Raw genomic sequence first — 17,137 nt, forward strand, 5'->3', positions numbered from 1 at the left:
ATCCCAGCGGCCCCGTCCGTCACCCCGGGCTTGACCCGGGGTCCCGCTTTTCCCGATCGACACGGTGAAGAATGTGGCGAGACCCCGGATCAAGTCCGGGGTGACGGCGGGGGCTATCGCATTTGGCTGAGGCGATGAGGTTCGATCGGTGTCCTCATAGAATTCGTCACCCCGGACTCGTTCCGGGGTCCGCCCGGCCGCAAGAGAATGGTGGCGACTCAAGCCTTTCTCCTCGCCGCGGAGTGGACCCCGGAACAAGTCCGGGGTGACGGGGCGGGTTTTGAAGACGGCAGGCTCACCCCAGATCCTCATATGCGATAGCCCTCGTGGTGACGGCGACGGGGTAACGCGGTTGCGGCAGCGAAAGATGACGAGCGGTCCCGCCCTCCTTACGGCACCGCCACCGTCGCGATCGCCTCGCCCGCGTCGCGCAGCCGCAGGGAGAGGCTGGCGGGCTTCTGCCCGGCGACCGACGGTGCGACCTCGACCGCATTGCCGGTGAAGCCGTCGGGAATCGCCTGCGCCGCATCGACGCGCGCGTCGGTGGCGATCGCCTGCGCCAGGAACAGCCGGTCGCCGGTCACCGTGCAGCGGCCCGCCGCCGTACAGGCGATCGACCGCAGCTCGGGCAGGCGGACGACGCTGCCGAGCGGAACCCAGCGCGTCGCCACGCCATCCTGCACGATGCGGAGGCGCAGCGCGCCGTGTACCAACGGGCCGAGTGCCTCGGCAGGCACGATCGTGCCGATGCCGGTCGTCGCATCCTGCAGGTCATAGCCCTTGCCGGCGGTCAGCCGGCTCGTCGTCTGGCCATCGGCGGTGGCGATCTCGACCACCTCCTTGCCGGTGAGCGGCGTCGCGGGATCGAGGCGGAAGGCGAAGGTGAGCCGCGCGTCCTGCGCGAACACGCCGTCGGGCTGCACTGTCATCGGCAGCACACCCGCGTGCGGCACCGGCTGCGCGCTGCGCTGGAGCACCAGCGGCGTGCGCCGTGCGGCGCCGACGGTCACCGCGATCGTCTTGTGGCGGTTGCCGGCGAAGGTAACGTCGGCGACGATCCGGCTGCCGGCGGCGAGCGCGCGCAACGCCGCGGGATCGGCGGCGGCGAGCGTCAGCTGATCCGCCCGGTCCGACCGGGTCAGCGCCCCCGGCGTCAGCGTGACGCCGCCTAGCCTGACCTCGCGCACCTGATCCAGCCGCGATCCGGTCAGCATCGCCGCATCGTCGCCGGCCGCGATCGTCAGCGCGTCGAGCCGGCCGATCTCCTGCAGGGCGGGCAAGGTGATCGTCGCCGGCGCCGCGCCGGCCGCACCGGTCACGGTCAGCGTCACCGGGCCGGGCGTCGCCTTGTCGAGCGGCACGTCGACGACGATCCTGCGCTGGCCGTCCTGCTTCCAGTCCAGCGTCTCGCTGGCGCCGTCGCCGCGGCGCATCTCGACCCTGGCGACGCAGCCAGCGCCTTCGCCGGCGAGCGCGAGCGTGTTGGTGCGGCCGACCACCAACGTCGTGTTGGCGGGTGCCGCCCACAGGTTCGCCTGCGGCCGCGACAGCGTGAAGCGCGGCCCGTCGAAGGCGGTGAACCCCCAATTGCCGTGCAGCTGCGCGCCGACCGGCCCGGCGAAGCCGGCGTCGGGCAGCCCCTTGTCGAGCACGTATCCGCCGCGGCGGGCGTCGGCATGCGCGGGCAGGTCGACCGACGCGCCGCCGGCGCCGGCGATGCGGACCATGACGTCGCGGGCATAGCGCGTCGCATAGACGAGCGGCGCGCCCTCGACCGGCAGCACCGCGCCGCTCGCCGCACACAGCAGGCCGGCGCCCTCGCCACGGCGCAGCGGCGGCGGCTTGGCGGCCTCGATCGCGGGCAGGCCGACGACCATCACCGATGCCGGCTTGGCGAAGGACAGCGGCGTGTTGAGCAGCAGGGTGATCCGGCTGTCGCCCATCCGCGCCAGCGCCGGCACGAACTGGAGCTGCGTCGACTGGAAGGCGCCGAACAGCCGGAAGATGTCGCGCACCACGCCGATATACGAACTGTAGAAGCCATAGCCCGCCTGCGGCGTCGCGCTGAGCTGGAAGGCGAGGTCGGTCGGCGCGCCGGTCAGCGTGTCGGCGAGCGCCGAGCTGTGCGTGTCGGCGAACAGCAAGGTCTCGCGATCGCCGGTCAGGCAGGCGGCCTGCAGTTCGGCGGGCTGTTGCAGGCACTCCGCCTTCAGCTTGATCGACAGGCTGCGGGTGAGCACCTGCGAGGTCGCGCCGACGCTCGCCGGATCCTCGCGCTCGGCCTGGAGCAATACGTCGAGGAAGGTGTCGAGCCGCGCGCGGTCGAGCGTCGCCTGGTTGAGGTCCTGCACCGCGCGCACGAAGGCGCCGGGCTGTTTGCGCACCGCGCTGGCCACCGCATCGGCGCTGCCGCCCTTTTCGGGCAGGATGAACAGCGCGAGCTGCTGCGCGCCCTTGGGCACGATCAGCGACAGGTCGCCGCCTTTGCCCTTGCCGCCCAGCGTATCGTGGAACCAGTCGCGCGGCGGCCGCTCCACCGCGCCGCGCAGGAACACCGCGACCAGCCGGAAGCGCTCGCTGCCGGCGGGCGGCAGGTCGAGCTTGATCGACACCCGGTCGCCCTCGGCGAGATTGGGCACCCAGGCGAGCGGCAAGGTCGCGCCATCATGGGTAACCGCGACGTCGAGCCGCGGCCCGACCAGATCGAATTGCGAAGGCGCCGCCTCGACCCGCCACGCGGCGGCGGCGAGCAGGGCGAAGACGCTGAGATGGCGGAACACACGCGGCATGAGGCAGGCAGCAATCCCGGTTCAACGACGCCGCGCTTCTGCCCCGCGCTTGTGTTCAGATTGAGGCTGGCGGGGTGGAAAAGCCGCCCCCGTCACCTCAAAACGCCGGCAGCACCGCGCCCTTGTAGTGGCTGTCGATGAACGCCTTGGTCTGCGGGCTGCGCAGCGCGGCGATCAGCTTGACGACGCGCGGGTCGTTCTGTTCGCCGGCACGGCCGACGACGAAATTGACGTAGGGCGATTTGGCGTCCTCGATCACCAGCGCGTCGCGGGTCGGGTTGAGCTTGGCGTCGAGCGCGTAATTGGTGTTGATCATCGCCAGATCGACCTCGCCGAGCACGCGCGGCAGCGTCGCCGCCTCCAGCTCCTTGAACTGCAGACGTTTGGGATTGGCGGCGATGTCGCGCAGCGTCGACAGCGCGTTGGTCGGCGCCTTCAGCCGGATCAGCCCGGCGCGCTGGAGCAGCAGCAGCGCGCGGCCGCCGTTGCTCGGCTCGTTGGGCAACGCGACCACCGCGCCGTCGGGCAGCTGCGCCAGCGTCTTGTAGCGGCGCGAATAGCCGCCGAGCGGCTCGACGTGGATGCCCGCGAACGGCACCAGATGGGTGCCGCGCGCGGCGTTGAACTGGTCGAGATACGGCTTGGTCTGGAAGTAATTGACGTCGATCTGGCGCTGGTCGACCTGCAGATTGGGCTGCACGTAATCGTTGAACACGCGGATATCGAGCGTCAGCCCCTGTCTGGCGAGCAGCGGCTTCACCTGTTCGAGGATCTCGGCATGCGGCACCGCGGTGGCGGCGACGGTGAGCGTCGCGCCATCGGGCTTGGCGCCGCCCGAACAGGCGGCGAGCAGGCCGAGCGACACGACGGCGGGCAGGGCAGCGAGCAGGGTACGACGGTTCATCGGCAGGACCTTCATCGGCGGGTGACGCGGCGGGCGAGACGATCGCCGCCATATTGGATAGACTGGACGAGCGCGACGAGCAGCACGACGGTGACGACCATCACGTCGGTCTGGAAACGCTGGTAGCCGAAGCGGATGGCGAGATCGCCGAGCCCGCCCGCGCCGACCACGCCGGCCATTGCGGTGAACGAGACGAGCGCGACCGCGGTCACCGTCGCGCCGGCGATCAGCCCGGGCAGGGCCTCGGGGATCAGCGCGCCGGTGACGATCTGCCGCGTCGTCGCGCCCATCGCCTGCGTCGCCTCGATCGTGGTGCGGTCGACCTCGCGCAGCGCGCTTTCGACCAGCCGCGCATAGAAAGGCGCCGCGCCGACGACGAGCGGCGGGATCGCGCCGGCGACGCCGAGCGAGGTGCCGACCAGCGCCATCGTCAGCGGGATCATCACGATCAGCAGGATGATGAACGGCACCGAGCGCAGCACGTTGACGAGGCCGCCGAGCATTGCATTGCCGAACCGGTTGGCGAGCAGCCCGCGTTCGCCGGTGAGATAGAGCAGCACGCCGAGCGGCAGCCCGAACAGGATCGACAGCAGCAGCGATCCCGACAGCATCGCCAGCGTATCGACGCAGGCGCGGCCGATCTCGGGCCAGTCGATATTGGCGAACAGGCCGGTCATGCCGCCACCGCCGAAAGCATGCGCTGCGTCGCCGGGTGGCGCGCCGCGGCGAAGACGGCGTCGACCGCGCCGGTTTCGACGATCCGCCCCGCCTCGATCACCGCGACGCGGTCGCAGATGCTGCGCACCACCGCCATTTCGTGCGTGATCAGCACGATGGTGAGGCCGAGTTCGCGATTGAGGTCGCGCAGCAGCGCGAGCACGTCGCGCGTCGTCTCGGGATCGAGCGCGCTGGTCGCCTCGTCGCACAGGAGCACGGCGGGGTCGGTCGCCAGCGCGCGGGCGATGCCGACGCGCTGGCGCTGGCCGCCCGAGAGCTGCGCGGGATAGCGGTTCGCGAACGCGGCGAGGCCGACGCGGTCGAGCAGGGCGGCGACCTTCGCCTCGCGGTCGCGCCGCGGCGCGCCGGCGAGTTCGAGCGGAAAGCCGACGTTGCCCGCCACCGTACGCGACGACAGTAGGCCGAAATTCTGGAAGATCATGCCCGTGCGCTGGCGCAACCGGCGCAGGTCGGCGGCGGGCAGCGTCTCGATCACCTGCCCGTCGATGGCGACATGGCCCGAGGAGGGCCGTTCGAGCCCGTTGAGCAGCCGGATCAGCGTCGACTTGCCCGCGCCCGAACGGCCGATGATCCCGAACACCTCGCCCTTCGCGATCTCGAGCGACACGCCGTCGAGCGCCGGCGCGGCGCCGCCGGGGAATTGCTTTCGGACGTCGGTAAGCTTGATCATGATCGCTGGTTCGCCGCCTTCGCTACGCAAAGGCCGAGCCTGTGCCGGATCGGACGGCGCAATGCCATCGGCAGAAGACTTGGGGCCGCTAAAGGAGGCTTTGCCCGTCGCGGCGGGCGAGGCGGGCCGGTGCGGCCCCACAAGGTCCGCCACCCCGGACGTGTTTGCCACCCTGCGAAACTCCCATCACCAGCAGATCAGCGCAGTGCTCCTGCGAAAGCAGGAGCCCAGGGTATCAAGCGCCATAAGGCGTTGCTTTGCTTGGCCCTAGCCTCCTGCTTTCGCAGGAGCACCGTGCCGCTCCTCCGGGCGATGCCGGCTTCCGCAGAGGTTTGGAACGGGTCCGAAGTGACGGGGGTGAAGTTTGAGCGCGAGCGCCGGCCCTATCCGATCGCCCCGGTCACCATTGGCGGCGCAGCGCGCGGATCGCGTCGATGCTGTCGCGGCGGGCGCGGGCGGGATCGGGCGTCGCTGCCGGCGGGGACGCCGCCGTCGCGGCGGCGCCGGGGCGCGGCGCGGGCGGCTCGGCAGCGGCGATGCGTGGCGGCGCGACCGCCGCGGGCGGCGGCGGCTCGGCCGCCGGCGCCGGTGCCACGCTGTCGCGCACGGTTGCCGCCAGCGCCTCGGCGAGCAATGGCGTGCTCGGCGTCGTGCCCGGCGGGGAGGTCGGCAGCTCCGGCGACGGAACCGCCGCGAACGCCCGGCGACGGCGGCGGATCGGACGGAACTGGGACTGGGCCGCGGCGGTCGTCGCGGTGACGGTCGCCGACGCGGCCGGCGCCGGCGCGCCGGGCACCTCGATTACCCGGTGCGGCGGCGTCGCGGGCGTAATCGTCACCGATCGGCCGACGAACAGCCCGACCCCGGCGACCAGCGCGATGCCGAGCGACGCGGCGACCGTCGCCGAGGCGCGCCGCGACGTCTTGACCCGGTGCAGCGTCGGTACCGCGCCGGCCGGCTCCTCGGGCGGCGGCGGCGGCGCGGCGGCCGGCGCGTCGGGCAGGCCGAGGATCGAGGCGAGATTGGCGTCGAGCCGTTTGTCGTTGAAGCCGGGCGGGGACATCAGCCGTTCCGGACCATGGAATCGTCGTCGGACGTCGCGTCGTCCTCGGTCAGCATCAGTTCGGGCAGCAAGGTGGTGTGCAGCATCCAGCGCTCGCCGCCCTCGATGCCGATCGCGGTGAGCTGGTTGGTGCGATAGGCGCCGGTATCGATGCCGATCCGGTTGTTGCGCACCACCGGGCGATGTTCGGAAATGGTGTGGCCGTGGACGACGATCATGCCGTGCGACGCCTCGGATTCGAGGAAATCGTCGGTGATCCACAGCAGGTCCTCGGCACGCTGCCGGCGCAGCGCGACGCCGGGGCGGATGCCGGCATGGACGAACAGATAGTCGCCGTGGCGATGATAGAGGGGCAGGCGCGCCAGCCACTGGATCGCCTCCTCGCCGACGATCGCGGCGGCGTGGCGCAGCTTGTCCATCGTCGCCGGCCCGTCCAGCAGCGCCTCGTCGACGCCCCAGCTCAGCAACGTCTCGCGGCCGCCGAACTTCAGCCACTGGCGATAGGCGTAGAGGCTGCCGCGCAGCGCATCGACCATCATCTCCTCGTGATTGCCCTTCAGCACCATGAAGCGGTCGGTCGAGGCGGTGAGGTTCATGCAGCCCTTCACCATCTTGGCGGAATCGGGGCCGCGATCGACGATGTCGCCGAGCAGGATCAGCCGCGTCGGCGCCGCCAGCCGGCTCGCCTGGTCGCGCTCGATGATGTTCATCAGCCGCCGGAACAGGTCGTAGCGGCCGTGCACGTCGCCGATCGCATAGACCCGCGTCACCGCATCGCCCAGCTCGGCATCGTTCAGCTCAGCGGGCATTGCGCTTCTGGAGGCCGAGCGACAGCGACAGCCCGGCCGAGGCCGCGGCGGCGCCGCGCGACAGGCCGGCGGTGGCGAAGCCGGTGAGCCGCAGCGGGGTGCCGCCGAGCCGGGTCGAGGCGCCGGCGAACAATTCGTGCGCATCCGCGACCAGCCGCGTCGCCGCGCGCGAATAATGGTAGGAGGCGAGCAGGAAGCTGTCGGTGCCGAGCGCATAGGAGGCGCCGGCCGAGGCCGCCGGCCCGTCGCGCAGGTCGTAGCGCGCGGTGTCGCCGAGGAAGCGATAGCTGACCGAGCCGAACGGGGTGACCTTGCCGATCGGATAGGAGACGTCGACGCCGCCGGCATAATCGTTCTTGCCGCTCGACAGGCCGCTGCTGTCCGTCGCGGTGTTGATCTTGGCGCGGCCGGACAGCTGCACCTCCAGCGGCATATTGGCGGAGACGATCGTATAGGCGGCGCCCAGCGTCAGGTCGCCGAAGCCGTCGAAGGTCCGCTTGGTCGCGGCGGTGTCGGTCGCGACCAGGATCGGCGTCGAATCGATGCCGGTGAAGATCGTCGAGCGGCTGCGGATCCGCATCCACGGCAGCGAGGCGGAGAGCGTCCAGTCGCCCATGCGTACCCGCGCGCCGAGCGCCGAACTCCAGATCGTCGTCTTGGACGCGGTGCCGAACTTGCCCTCGGCATAGATCGAGCCGAGCGAGACATCGGCACGCGCGTCCTCGTCGGTCAGCCGCTCCATCGCCTGCGGCACGCTGCTCGCCGAGACCGTCGCGGTGCCGCTCGACGGCGACACCGGACCGCTGATGTCGTAGCGGATCGCCTGCCGCGTGGCGTCGTCGCCGCGCGCGCGCTGATCCTGCGCCGCGGCCGGCACGGCCGTGACGATCGCGACGATGGCAGTGCCGATGGTCCCCACCCGGTGCGTCATATCTGTCTCCCTAGCGGAAGACCTACCACGAATCGAAGATGGTTAATCGAGAATTTGGCTTAATCTATCGTGTGATGCGGGCCATCTGCCCCGGGCGCCGGCCGGCTGGCGATCCACGCCGCGCAGGCGAGCAGCACCGCGGCGACCGCTATCGCGGGCAGCGCGCCGGGGCGGACGAGCGCATAGAAGGAGACGAAGCCGATCGTGATCCCGACGCAGGCGGCGATCTTGGCGTGGCGCGGGATCGCGCGCTGCGTCCGCCACGCGCGCAGCGGCGGGCCGACGCGGGGATGATCGAGCAGCCATTGTTCCAGCCGCACCGACGAGCGCGCGAAACAGGGCAGAGCGAGGATCAGGAAGTCGGTGGTCGGCAGCAACGGCACGAACAGGCCGACGAAGCCGATGCCGACCAGCATCCAGCCGAGCGTCATCCACAAGGCCCGGCTGACCCGGCCGCGCGCGATCGCGCCGGGCGCCAGCGGCGTGCCGTCAGCGGAGGGTATCGTCGGCATAGGCCTGCACCCGGGCAAAGGCGGCCTCGGCGCCGGCGATCACCCGGTCCTCCGCGGCGGCGTCGAGCGCGATGCCGTCGAGCGCGGCGGTGAAGATGCGCCAATAGGCCGCCGGCCCCTCGGGCGCCGGCGCGAGATGGCGCGCACCGAAATCGTCCGACAGGCCGAGCCTGGCGGCATCCTTGCGCAGCAATGTCGCCCCCATCCGCGACCCTTCCGCGACGTAGAGCCAGCCGAGCGCGGTCGGCAGGTCGATCGCCGCGTCGGGCACGAAGGCCGGGGCGGTGTCGGGCTGCGGCACCGCGGCGGCGAGATCGGCGAGGTCCTGCTGCACCAGCGGCAATTGCCGCCGCTCGCCGAGGCCGGGAAACAGCGTCTGCAGATCGGCGTCGGCGTAGAGTGCGTCGATGTCGCGATGGAACAGGAACTGCATGCGGGCGAACCGCACATAGCCGTCGCGCGAGGCGAAGGAGGACGCGCCCGCCACCGTGGTGTCGAGCCGCTCGTGCGTATCGTGGGTCAGCGCCTTCAGCCGCTTCGCCCGGCTCGGCGGCGGCGCCGGCTGGGCGGGGGAGGCGGCGGTGGGGGCGAGCGTCATGGCGAAGTCTCCGGAACGGTAATAGGGGTGGCGTGGCGGACTGGAAGCCGGTCCGTTCGACATGGATGACGTCCCCGAGCGCATTTTGACTACCTTGATGCAGCTATTGCGAAGCATTCTCATCCTATGCCGGGGCGATGAGGATTGCCAGCGAAATACCGCAAGTCGTTGTTCCGCTTGGCTCCTGATGGCTGCGTTAGCGAGAAGTTTGTGATGATTACGCGCAGCCGTTGGTCTCCGACACCGGCAGCTCGATCGTGCAATGCAGGCCATCGGGTCCGAGCGAGAAGTGCGTCTCGGCATCGAGCTGATAGGGCAGCGCGCGCTCGATCAGCTCGCGCCCCTGGCCGGTGCCGCGCGGTGCGTCGCCCTGCGGCATCACCACCTGCGATTCGCGCCACGCGATGCGCAACCGCGGCGACGCCCCGTCGGCGGCGGGGGTCAGCGACCAGCGCACCGTCAGCCGCGCCTGCGGCTGGCCGAGCGCGCCATATTTAAGCGCGTTGGTCGCCAGTTCGTGCAGCGCCATCGCCAGCATCTGCACCGCCGACGAGCGCAGCCGGATACCCGCCGGCCCGTCGAGCACGATCCGCTCCGACACCCCGGCCATCGCCGACATCTCGCTGTGCACGAGCTCGTCGAAACTGACCCGATCGACGTCCTGCAAGCGCGACAGCAGCCCCTGCACGCGGGCGAGCGCCGCGAGCCGATCGACGAAGCGGTCGCGAAAGCCGGCCAGGTCGCTGCTCGACCGCACCGTCCGGTCGGCGATCGAGCGGACCAGGTTGATGAGGTTGCGGGTACGGTGCTGCAATTCGGCGACCAGCACCTCCAGCCGCTCGGAATTGGCGACGACCTCGGTCACGTCGACGCTGATCCCGCCGATCCGTTCGACCGCGCCGCCGTTGCGCAGCGCGAAGACGGTGTCGTGCACCCAGCGCGTCTCGCCGTCCCCCGGGCGGCGGATGCGGAACGTGCTGGTCCGATGCTCCCCCGCGCAGGCGCTGCGGATCGCCGCGACCGCGGGTGCGCGATCCTCGGCGACGACCAACTCCGCCCATTGCGCCACATCCACCGCGTCCGCGTCCAGACCATAGAGGCGCGCGAACGCCGGATTCGCATATTCCAGCCGCAACCCTCCGGCTTCCCGCACCCACAAGGCATTCGACGACGCATCCCCGAACTGGCGAAAGCGCGTCTCGCTCTCCTGCAACGCCCGCTCGATTTCCATCCGCGCGGTCAGGTCGACGGTGACGACCAACAGATGGCCCGGCTGGCCGCGCACGTCCGCCATCGGCGTGACCGTGCTGTTCGCCCAGATCAGCGTGCCGTCGGGCCGGCGGTACCGTTTGTCGAGCACCGCCGGCTGGCGATCGGTCACCGCCTTGGCGAGCGCACGGACCGACGCCGGAAAGTCGTCGGCGAACGTGACGTCGGCGACGGTGCTGCGCAGCAGGACATCCTCGCTGCGCGCGAGGATCCGGCACAGCTCCTGGTTGACGCGCAGGAATCGCCCCTCGGCATCGATGACCGACAGGCCCACCGCGGCATCGGCGAAGATCGCCCCCAGCCGCGCCTCGCGTTCCGCGGCGCGCATCGCATCCTCGCGCCGGGCGGTGATGTCGCGCTGCAGCGACAGCCAGGCGGTGATCTGGCCGGCGTCGTCGCGCACCGGGTCGATCGTCCAGTCGACCAGATAGGCGCTGCCGTCCTTGCGGTAGTTGATGCCCTCGCCGTGGAACCCCTCGCCCGCGGCCAGCGCCGTGCGCATCCGCGCGAGCAGGTCCCGGTCGGTGCCGGGGCCCTGCATCATGCGCGGCGTTGCGCCGACCAGCTCGTCGCGCGTATAGCCGGTCATCGCCTGCATCGCCGGATTGACGTAGCGGATGATCGGGCCGGGCGGGTCGATCGCCGGGCCGGTGATCACGACCGCATGGCGCGCGGCGTCGAGCATCGCCCATTCACCGGGAAGCTCACTGGCGGGAAACGGCAGGTCGTCGATCGTCCGCCTCCCTGTTCCGGCCCCGATCATCGCCTTATCGCCGGGCGACGCCCGAATCCAGATCGTTCGGGGGCGGCGCGGCGGTGCGGTCGACACCGATCCGGCGATGAAAAGGCTTGACGACGCGCCGTCGAAACCGCGTTTATCCGCCACGATGACTCTCAACCTTCTCCTGGTCGAGGACGATGCCGCCTACGCCGAGGCACTGGCCGAGGAACTGCGCGTGATCGGCCACGCCACCGCGATCGCCAGCGACGGCCGGCAGGCGCTGACGGTGATGAACGAGGCGGCGTTCGATGCGGTGATCCTCGACCGGATGATGCCGCGGCTCGACGGCATGTCGGTGCTCCAGACCTTGCGGGCGGGGGGGATGACGTTGCCGGTTATCATGCTGACCGCGCTGTCCGGCTCGCAGGACAAGGTCGAGGGGCTGGAGGCGGGCGCCGACGATTATGTCGTCAAGCCGGTCGCGGCGATGGAATTGCATGCGCGATTGACCGCGATCCTGCGCGGGCGTGGCTGGACGATGTCGAGCGCCGACACGTTGCAGGCCGGCGATATCGTCGTCAGCCCGACCAGCTTCCGCGCCTGGCGGGGCGGCAGGCCGATCGACCTCGCCAAGCTGGAACTCAAGCTGCTCGTCGAACTGGTCCGCAACGCCGATGCGGTGCTGACCCGGGCGATGCTGATCGAGCGGGTGTGGGGCTATGACTTCATCCCCGACACCAATATCGTCGACGTCCACATCCGCCGGCTGCGCCGCAAGCTGACCGAGGGCGGCGGCGACGATCCGATCCAGACGCTGCGCGGCATCGGCTATATGATGCGCGGATGAAGCCCAGCCTGCGTGCGCTGACCATCGGCTTCCTGGCGGCGTTCCTCGTCGCGACGGCGGGCACCGGACTGGCGACCTATCGCCTGACCTTGGGGACGATCGACCGGTTGGTCGACCGGCGGATCGAGAACGTCAGCGCTCTGGTCGCCGCCGACGGCCGCCGCGCCACCGCACCGCGGCTGCTGGCGCGGATCGCCGCCCTCGCCCGGCGGCGCGACACCGGCGACATCGGTTTCCAACTCACCGACGCCGCCGGCCGGCGGCTCGGTGGCAACGTCACGCTGACGCGGCGGTTCGCGCCGGGCTATGCCGACGTGCGGCGGCGCGACCGTATCCAGGGGCTATCGGCGGGGCGGGCGTTCACCCGGCCGGTCGGCGACGGGCTGACGCTGACCACGATCGCCGAGACCGAGCCGTTCGACGGCTATCGCGGCGCGCGGCGGTACATCTACCTGCTCGGTTATGCGCTGATCGTGGTCATCGTGCTCGGCGGGCTCGTCGCGTTCGGACGGACGATCGCGCGGCGCTTTGCGGAGACGCGGCGGACGGTGGAGGCGATCATCGCCGGCGACATGCAGCAGCGCATCGCGGTGACCGGATCCGCCGACGAGTTCGACCGCCAAGCGCATGCCTTCAACCGCATGCTCGACCGGATCGCCGAGTTGATGGAGGGGCTGCGCAACGTCTCCAACGACGTCGCGCACGATCTGCGCACGCCGCTCGCGCGGTTGCGCAGCCGGCTGGCGACGACCGCGGCGCGGGCGGACGGCCGGACGCGCGACGAGGTCGAACAGGCGATCGGCGAATGCGATGCGATCCTCGGGATGGTCGGGGCGATGCTGCGGATCGCCGAAATCGAGAGCGGGCGGCGCACGGCGGGCTTCACCCGCGTCGATCTGGCCGCATTGGTCGCGGAAATCGGCGAGGCGATGGCACCGGTCGTGGAGGACGGTGGCCGTGATCTGGTGGTCGAGGCGGGTGGGCCGGTGCCGATCACCGGAGACCCGCGGCTGATCGAACAAGCGCTGCTCAACGGTGTCGAGAATGCGCTGCGGCATACGCCGGCGGGAACGCGGATCACGCTCGGTACGGCGGTTTCGGGGGACTGTGCCACGGTCACGATCGGCGATGATGGGCCGGGCATAGCGGCCGACCAGCGTGCGCTGGCGTTGCGCCGCTTCGGGCGGCTGGAGGCGAGCCGCAATCGGCCCGGCCATGGTCTGGGATTGCCGCTGATCGCCGCGATCATGCGGCTGCACGGCGGCGACCTGCTGCTGGAGGATGGCGAGCCCGGGCTGGTGCTCGGGCTCGCCTTTCCCTTGGGATCAGCCGATCAGAACTTGACCGACGCTTCGAGGCCGTAGGTGCGCGGCGCGTTGAAATTGCCGTAATCGCCCAACACGCCGTTGATGTTGCCCGTCGTTGCTCCCGGCGTCGTCGGCGCGGCGGGGAGGCTGTTGGACGGGTCGCGACGGAAGATGTACTGCTTGTCGAACAGGTTCCGCACCCAGGCCGAGATCGTCAGTTGGTTGGTGCCGAGGTTGATGTTCGACAAGGCGACGCGGCTGTTGACGATGAACGAGGCATCGTTGTGGGTCGCGAACTGGTCGAACGCCTGCGTCGACTGTGCGTAGTTGCCGTCGATGTGTAACTTCAGGTCCAGATCGTTGAGCGGGATCGTGTAATCGATCGCGCCATTCGCGGCGTTGCGCGGCGTGAAGACGATGTAGAAGTTCTGATAGACGTTGGTCGACGTGATCAACACCGGCGGAATCTTGGTATAGGTATAGGCATAGCCGGCGGTAAGCGTGAGGTGATCAACCGGCTGTACGGTCAGGTCAGCCTCGATGCCGCGAATCTTGGTGATGCCGGGGGCGTTGATCGTCACGAGATTGTTGAAATTGCCCGTCGCGGTCGGCTGGATCGAGCTGATGTCGACTTGGCTGTTCTTCCGATCCATGATGTAGCCGGCGAGGTTGAGCCGCGCACGGTGTTCCCAAAAGTCGGACTTCATGCCGATTTCGTAGGACTTCACGTCCTCAGGGTTGAACGGCAGATAATTCGCCGTGCGCGAGCTGGCACCGCCGGCGCGATAGCCGGTGGCGTATTTGGCGTAGAGATGGACGCTGTCGCTCGCGTCGAAGGCCAAGGTCGCCATCGGGTTGAACCGCTTCCAGGTCCGGTCGAGCGGCTGATAGCCATTCCGCGTCGCCGCCGCAGTGTTGGTGTCGTAATTGATGTTGCGCGAGAAGTGCAGGACGCCCTGCTTCTCGTCGCGCGTGTAGCGCCCGCCGACGGTCAGGTGCACCGCGTCGGTCGCGTTCCACGTCACCTGGCCATAGCCGGCATAGCTCTTCGACCAGACTTCCGAGGCGCGATCGATCGAGCGGCAACCGGGCTGCGAGCCCGCCGGTGACGTCGTACCACCGACCGGCAGGCCGTTGACGACGGTGAAGCCGGTGGTGATCGTGGCGCAGGGATCGACGATACTGATCGTGCCGGTCGCCGCATTGTAGAAGTTCGAATTGGGCGTCGCGGCGTCGTCGCTGACGTGCTCGTTGAAATAATAGAGGCCGGCGACATAGTCGAGCTGCCCGACGGTGCCGACCGCCTGGAATTCCTGGCTGAACTGGTTCTGATGCAGGTCGGCAAGCGAATAGCGGCTGAACAAGGTGCCGTTCTGCAATTGGCCGTTAATGACGACGTTGCTGGAATTGAGTACCGGTACGCGGTGCGCGCCGCCACTATTGTCCCATTGCGTCGAATCGACGCCGCGCCACGCGGTGATCGAGCGCAGCTCTATCTCGGGGGCGACGTTCCAGCGGATGTTCGAGGTGAAACCGTGCGTCTTGTCGATGCTCGGCTGCTGCGGCACGCCGATATCGGCGACCTTCTGACGGCTGGTGCCGTTGATGACGGTGCCGGGAATCAGCGACTTCACCGTGCCGGTCAGTGAGGTGTAGTTCGTGCCGGGAAGCTTGCAGTTCGGCTGCGATGCTTGCGTGCCGGCGACGCAGCCGTTGGGATTGTAGTTCAGCAACTGGCTGTAGAATGGGCTGTTGGCATCATAGCCGTTGTCGTAGCTGAAGTCGGCGGTCATGCCGTCGACGGGCTTGATCCGCGCAGTCGCCTTGAAGCCGCGTCGGTCGAAATAGTTGAAGCCGGTTTGGCCGGCGAGCGGGTTCTTAGTCGTCGGCCCCTGATATTGGACGACGCCGTCGAGCTTCAGGCTGACGCCGTAGGTCTCGGGCAGGTCGAGACGCAACGCGCCGTTATAGCCGCCGTAATTGGCGATGCCAGCCGTGGCGCTGCCGTCGAACTTGCCGCTCGGCCCCTTGGTGACGAGGCTGAGCGCGCCGCCCTCAGTGTTGCGGCCGAACAACGTCCCCTGCGGGCCCTTGAGCACTTCGATCCGCTCGATGTCGAACAAGGCGGCGTTGAGGCCGTGCTGGCGGCCAAGGTAGACGCCGTCGACATAGATGCCGACACCCTGTTCGCGTGCGGGCTGGTTGGCGTCGAGCGGCACGATGCCGCGGATACCGATCGTCAGCGCGCTCTGGCGCGCTTCGAAGGTGGCGACGCGCAGCGACGGCACGGCGCCGTCGGCGAGGTCGTAGAGGCTCTGGACGTGACGATCGACCAGCGAAGTCGCGGTCAGCACGTTCATCGAGATCGGCGTCTTCTGCAGGTTCGTCTCGCGCTTCGTCGCGGTCACGACGATGTCCTGCAACTGGCTGCCGCCGGTCTCGGGATCGGGATCGGCGACGACCGCCGGTGCAGCCGCAGTGTCGGCCTGGGCCTGTGCGAAGGCCGGGGCGGCACCGGCCAGCGCCAGCAGCGCCGCGCCAGCCAGCAGATACGCGCGGGCATGAGAAGAACCGGACAAAGAACGTCCCCCTGAAAGTGATTATGTGATGAGCCGCGCCACTAGCGGCGACGGAAGTATTCTCCGTGACTGTTCGGTGACGCCGATCGATGCGGCGATGTCATCCTGAGTTCATCTTTATGGCGGCGGCGACGTGCAAGGAGGCGTCGCTGCGTTCGCTACGCCACGACCCGCCGCCAGGAGCGGATGAAAGCGGCAAATATATGCGAATGCTATGCGATTGCCCGAAAGCGATCTCGCTTTGCTACGCGCGGCCTGCCTAATCGCACTGCCTGGGACGCGCCCCGCCGTCGATCATGACGGCCCGGCCGCGACCAAAAGGGTAACGTGATGATCGTCTATCGTTTATGGGGCGCCGCACTGCTGTGCGGCCTGCCGGCTTCCGCCCTCGCCCAACCCGCCGCGAGCGAGACCGCACCGCCGCCGGCGGTCACCGTCTCGGGCTCGGTCGGGCTGGTGTCCGACTATCGATTCCGCGGCGTGTCGCAGTCCGACAAGGACATGGCGGTGCAGGGCGGGCTGACCGTCGCGCATGAGAGCGGGCTGTATGTCGGCACCTGGGCGTCGAACCTTGCCGGGTGGGGTACGTTCGGCGGCGCCAATATGGAGCTGGACCTGATCGGCGGCTACAGGCGCGCGCTCGCGCCCAATGCGACGCTCGACGTCGGGCTGACCTGGTACATGTACCCCGGCGGCGCCGACAAGACCGACTTCGCCGAACCCTATGCGAAGCTGACCGGCACCGCCGGCCCGGCGACGCTCACCGCCAGCGTCGCTTACGCGCCCAAGCAGCAGGCGCTGGGCCGCTGGTATCGCACCGGCGCCGAGGCGGCGGCGGGCGTCTATACCGACCGCGGCGACAAGAAGGACAATCTCTACCTCGCCGGCGACGGCGCGCTGCCGATCGCCGGCACGCCGCTGACCGCGCGCGCGCATGTCGGCCATAGCTGGGGCAATGACGGGCTAGGGCCGAACGCGACGAGCGTGACGCCGACCGGCGACTATTGGGACTGGTCGCTCGGCGCCGACGCGCATTGGCGCAGCCTGACGCTCGGCCTGAGCTACGTCGACACCGACATCGGCCGCCGCGACGCCGCCTATCTTCAGCCGAGCTTCAGCCGCGGCCAGGACGGCCGCGGCAGCATCGCCGACGGCGCGGTCGTCGTCGGCCTCACCGCCGCCTTCTGAGGACACCGCCATGCACGATTTGCTGTGGATCGCGATCCTGATCGGGCTGGTGGCGGCGACGCTCGCCTACGCCCGGCTCTGCGACAACGCCTGACCGGAGACGCATGCCATGACGCTCGACCTGTGGCTGGCGGCGCTGACCGCGCTTGGCCTGCTCCTCTATCTCGTGGCGGTGCTGATCCGTCCCGAACGCTTCTAGAAAGGAGCGCATT

Annotated in this window: 15 protein-coding genes; 4 read left to right on the top strand and 11 right to left on the bottom strand. The window is 69.5% G+C overall.

What is annotated here, in order from left to right; translation table 11 throughout:
- Positions 1 to 389 precede the first annotated feature (389 nt).
- From MC45_RS16960 to MC45_RS18660, 10 genes are all read right to left on the bottom strand, one after another.
- Positions 390 to 2,789, bottom strand: a complete 2,400-nt coding sequence (locus tag MC45_RS16960; RefSeq protein ID WP_038665700.1) for a hypothetical protein — start codon at positions 2,787 to 2,789, stop codon at positions 390 to 392.
- Between the two features lie 97 nt (positions 2,790 to 2,886).
- On the bottom strand, positions 2,887 to 3,693 hold the full coding sequence (locus tag MC45_RS16965; protein WP_156143870.1) for a MetQ/NlpA family ABC transporter substrate-binding protein: 807 nt from the start codon (positions 3,691 to 3,693) through the stop codon (positions 2,887 to 2,889).
- Positions 3,694 to 3,704: 11 nt separating this feature from the next.
- Positions 3,705 to 4,370 (bottom strand): methionine ABC transporter permease, encoded by a 666-nt coding sequence (locus MC45_RS16970; RefSeq protein WP_038665706.1) that lies wholly within the window; start codon positions 4,368 to 4,370, stop codon positions 3,705 to 3,707.
- The gene (locus tag MC45_RS16975) at positions 4,367 to 5,101 is read right to left on the bottom strand and encodes a methionine ABC transporter ATP-binding protein (RefSeq protein WP_052075737.1); all 735 of its coding nucleotides are present in this window, start codon (positions 5,099 to 5,101) and stop codon (positions 4,367 to 4,369) included. The genes MC45_RS16970 and MC45_RS16975 overlap by 4 nt, the downstream gene beginning before the upstream one ends.
- Positions 5,102 to 5,501: 400 nt before the next feature.
- On the bottom strand, positions 5,502 to 6,164 hold the full coding sequence (locus MC45_RS18655) for a hypothetical protein (RefSeq protein WP_052075738.1): 663 nt from the start codon (positions 6,162 to 6,164) through the stop codon (positions 5,502 to 5,504).
- Complete coding sequence (locus MC45_RS16985; protein WP_052075739.1) at positions 6,164 to 6,973, bottom strand: metallophosphoesterase family protein; 810 nt, start codon at positions 6,971 to 6,973, stop codon at positions 6,164 to 6,166. The genes MC45_RS18655 and MC45_RS16985 overlap by 1 nt, the downstream gene beginning before the upstream one ends.
- The gene (locus MC45_RS16990; protein ID WP_038665710.1) at positions 6,963 to 7,904 is read right to left on the bottom strand and encodes a hypothetical protein; all 942 of its coding nucleotides are present in this window, start codon (positions 7,902 to 7,904) and stop codon (positions 6,963 to 6,965) included. Before MC45_RS16990 ends, MC45_RS16985 begins: the two co-directional genes overlap by 11 nt.
- Before the next feature lie 59 nt (positions 7,905 to 7,963).
- Positions 7,964 to 8,416 (bottom strand): YbaN family protein, encoded by a 453-nt coding sequence (locus MC45_RS16995; protein WP_081974496.1) that lies wholly within the window; start codon positions 8,414 to 8,416, stop codon positions 7,964 to 7,966.
- A complete protein-coding gene (locus MC45_RS17000; RefSeq protein WP_038665713.1) occupies positions 8,394 to 9,014 on the bottom strand; it encodes a biliverdin-producing heme oxygenase in 621 nt (206 codons plus the stop codon). Before MC45_RS17000 ends, MC45_RS16995 begins: the two co-directional genes overlap by 23 nt.
- 217 nt (positions 9,015 to 9,231) lie before the next feature.
- Positions 9,232 to 11,046, bottom strand: coding sequence for a PAS domain-containing sensor histidine kinase (locus MC45_RS18660; RefSeq protein WP_156143871.1), 1,815 nt, complete (start codon positions 11,044 to 11,046; stop codon positions 9,232 to 9,234).
- A gap of 124 nt (positions 11,047 to 11,170) precedes the next feature.
- Between MC45_RS18660 and MC45_RS17010 the strand changes: the two genes are divergently transcribed.
- Both MC45_RS17010 and MC45_RS17015 read left to right on the top strand, forming a co-directional pair.
- Positions 11,171 to 11,851, top strand: a complete 681-nt coding sequence (locus MC45_RS17010) for a response regulator transcription factor (RefSeq protein WP_038665716.1) — start codon at positions 11,171 to 11,173, stop codon at positions 11,849 to 11,851.
- Positions 11,848 to 13,215 (top strand): sensor histidine kinase, encoded by a 1,368-nt coding sequence (locus MC45_RS17015; RefSeq protein WP_052075741.1) that lies wholly within the window; start codon positions 11,848 to 11,850, stop codon positions 13,213 to 13,215. The genes MC45_RS17010 and MC45_RS17015 overlap by 4 nt, the downstream gene beginning before the upstream one ends.
- Here MC45_RS17015 and MC45_RS17020 read toward each other — a convergent pair.
- Positions 13,185 to 15,737: a TonB-dependent receptor gene (locus MC45_RS17020; protein WP_038665719.1), complete on the bottom strand. Its 2,553-nt coding sequence runs from the start codon at positions 15,735 to 15,737 to the stop codon at positions 13,185 to 13,187. The genes MC45_RS17015 and MC45_RS17020 overlap by 31 nt on opposite strands.
- A 330-nt stretch (positions 15,738 to 16,067) precedes the next feature.
- On the opposite strand from MC45_RS17020, the gene MC45_RS17025 reads away from it, so the two are divergent.
- Positions 16,068 to 16,925, top strand: coding sequence for a TorF family putative porin (locus MC45_RS17025; RefSeq protein ID WP_052075742.1), 858 nt, complete (start codon positions 16,068 to 16,070; stop codon positions 16,923 to 16,925).
- Between the two features lie 109 nt (positions 16,926 to 17,034).
- Complete coding sequence (gene kdpF, locus MC45_RS17030) at positions 17,035 to 17,124, top strand: K(+)-transporting ATPase subunit F (protein WP_038665721.1); 90 nt, start codon at positions 17,035 to 17,037, stop codon at positions 17,122 to 17,124.
- Positions 17,125 to 17,137 lie beyond the last annotated feature (13 nt).

Origin of the sequence: Sphingomonas taxi, from assembly GCF_000764535.1 — a bacterium.
Classification (GTDB): domain Bacteria; phylum Pseudomonadota; class Alphaproteobacteria; order Sphingomonadales; family Sphingomonadaceae; genus Sphingomonas; species Sphingomonas taxi.

Excerpts from the sequence above, each read along its gene's own strand:
- MC45_RS16960 (WP_038665700.1), bottom strand. The coding sequence starts at position 2,789 with ATGCCGCGTGTGTTCCGCCATCTCAGCGTCTTCGCCCTGCTCGCCGCC.
- MC45_RS16965 (WP_156143870.1), bottom strand. The coding sequence starts at position 3,693 with ATGAACCGTCGTACCCTGCTCGCTGCCCTGCCCGCCGTCGTGTCGCTC.
- MC45_RS16970 (WP_038665706.1), bottom strand. The coding sequence starts at position 4,370 with ATGACCGGCCTGTTCGCCAATATCGACTGGCCCGAGATCGGCCGCGCC.
- MC45_RS16975 (WP_052075737.1), bottom strand. The coding sequence starts at position 5,101 with ATGATCAAGCTTACCGACGTCCGAAAGCAATTCCCCGGCGGCGCCGCG.
- MC45_RS18655 (WP_052075738.1), bottom strand. The coding sequence starts at position 6,164 with ATGTCCCCGCCCGGCTTCAACGACAAACGGCTCGACGCCAATCTCGCC.
- MC45_RS16985 (WP_052075739.1), bottom strand. The coding sequence starts at position 6,973 with ATGCCCGCTGAGCTGAACGATGCCGAGCTGGGCGATGCGGTGACGCGG.
- MC45_RS16990 (WP_038665710.1), bottom strand. The coding sequence starts at position 7,904 with ATGACGCACCGGGTGGGGACCATCGGCACTGCCATCGTCGCGATCGTC.
- MC45_RS16995 (WP_081974496.1), bottom strand. The coding sequence starts at position 8,416 with ATGCCGACGATACCCTCCGCTGACGGCACGCCGCTGGCGCCCGGCGCG.
- MC45_RS17000 (WP_038665713.1), bottom strand. The coding sequence starts at position 9,014 with ATGACGCTCGCCCCCACCGCCGCCTCCCCCGCCCAGCCGGCGCCGCCG.
- MC45_RS18660 (WP_156143871.1), bottom strand. The coding sequence starts at position 11,046 with ATGATCGGGGCCGGAACAGGGAGGCGGACGATCGACGACCTGCCGTTT.
- MC45_RS17010 (WP_038665716.1), top strand. The coding sequence starts at position 11,171 with ATGACTCTCAACCTTCTCCTGGTCGAGGACGATGCCGCCTACGCCGAG.
- MC45_RS17015 (WP_052075741.1), top strand. The coding sequence starts at position 11,848 with ATGAAGCCCAGCCTGCGTGCGCTGACCATCGGCTTCCTGGCGGCGTTC.
- MC45_RS17025 (WP_052075742.1), top strand. The coding sequence starts at position 16,068 with ATGATCGTCTATCGTTTATGGGGCGCCGCACTGCTGTGCGGCCTGCCG.
- kdpF (WP_038665721.1), top strand. The coding sequence starts at position 17,035 with ATGACGCTCGACCTGTGGCTGGCGGCGCTGACCGCGCTTGGCCTGCTC.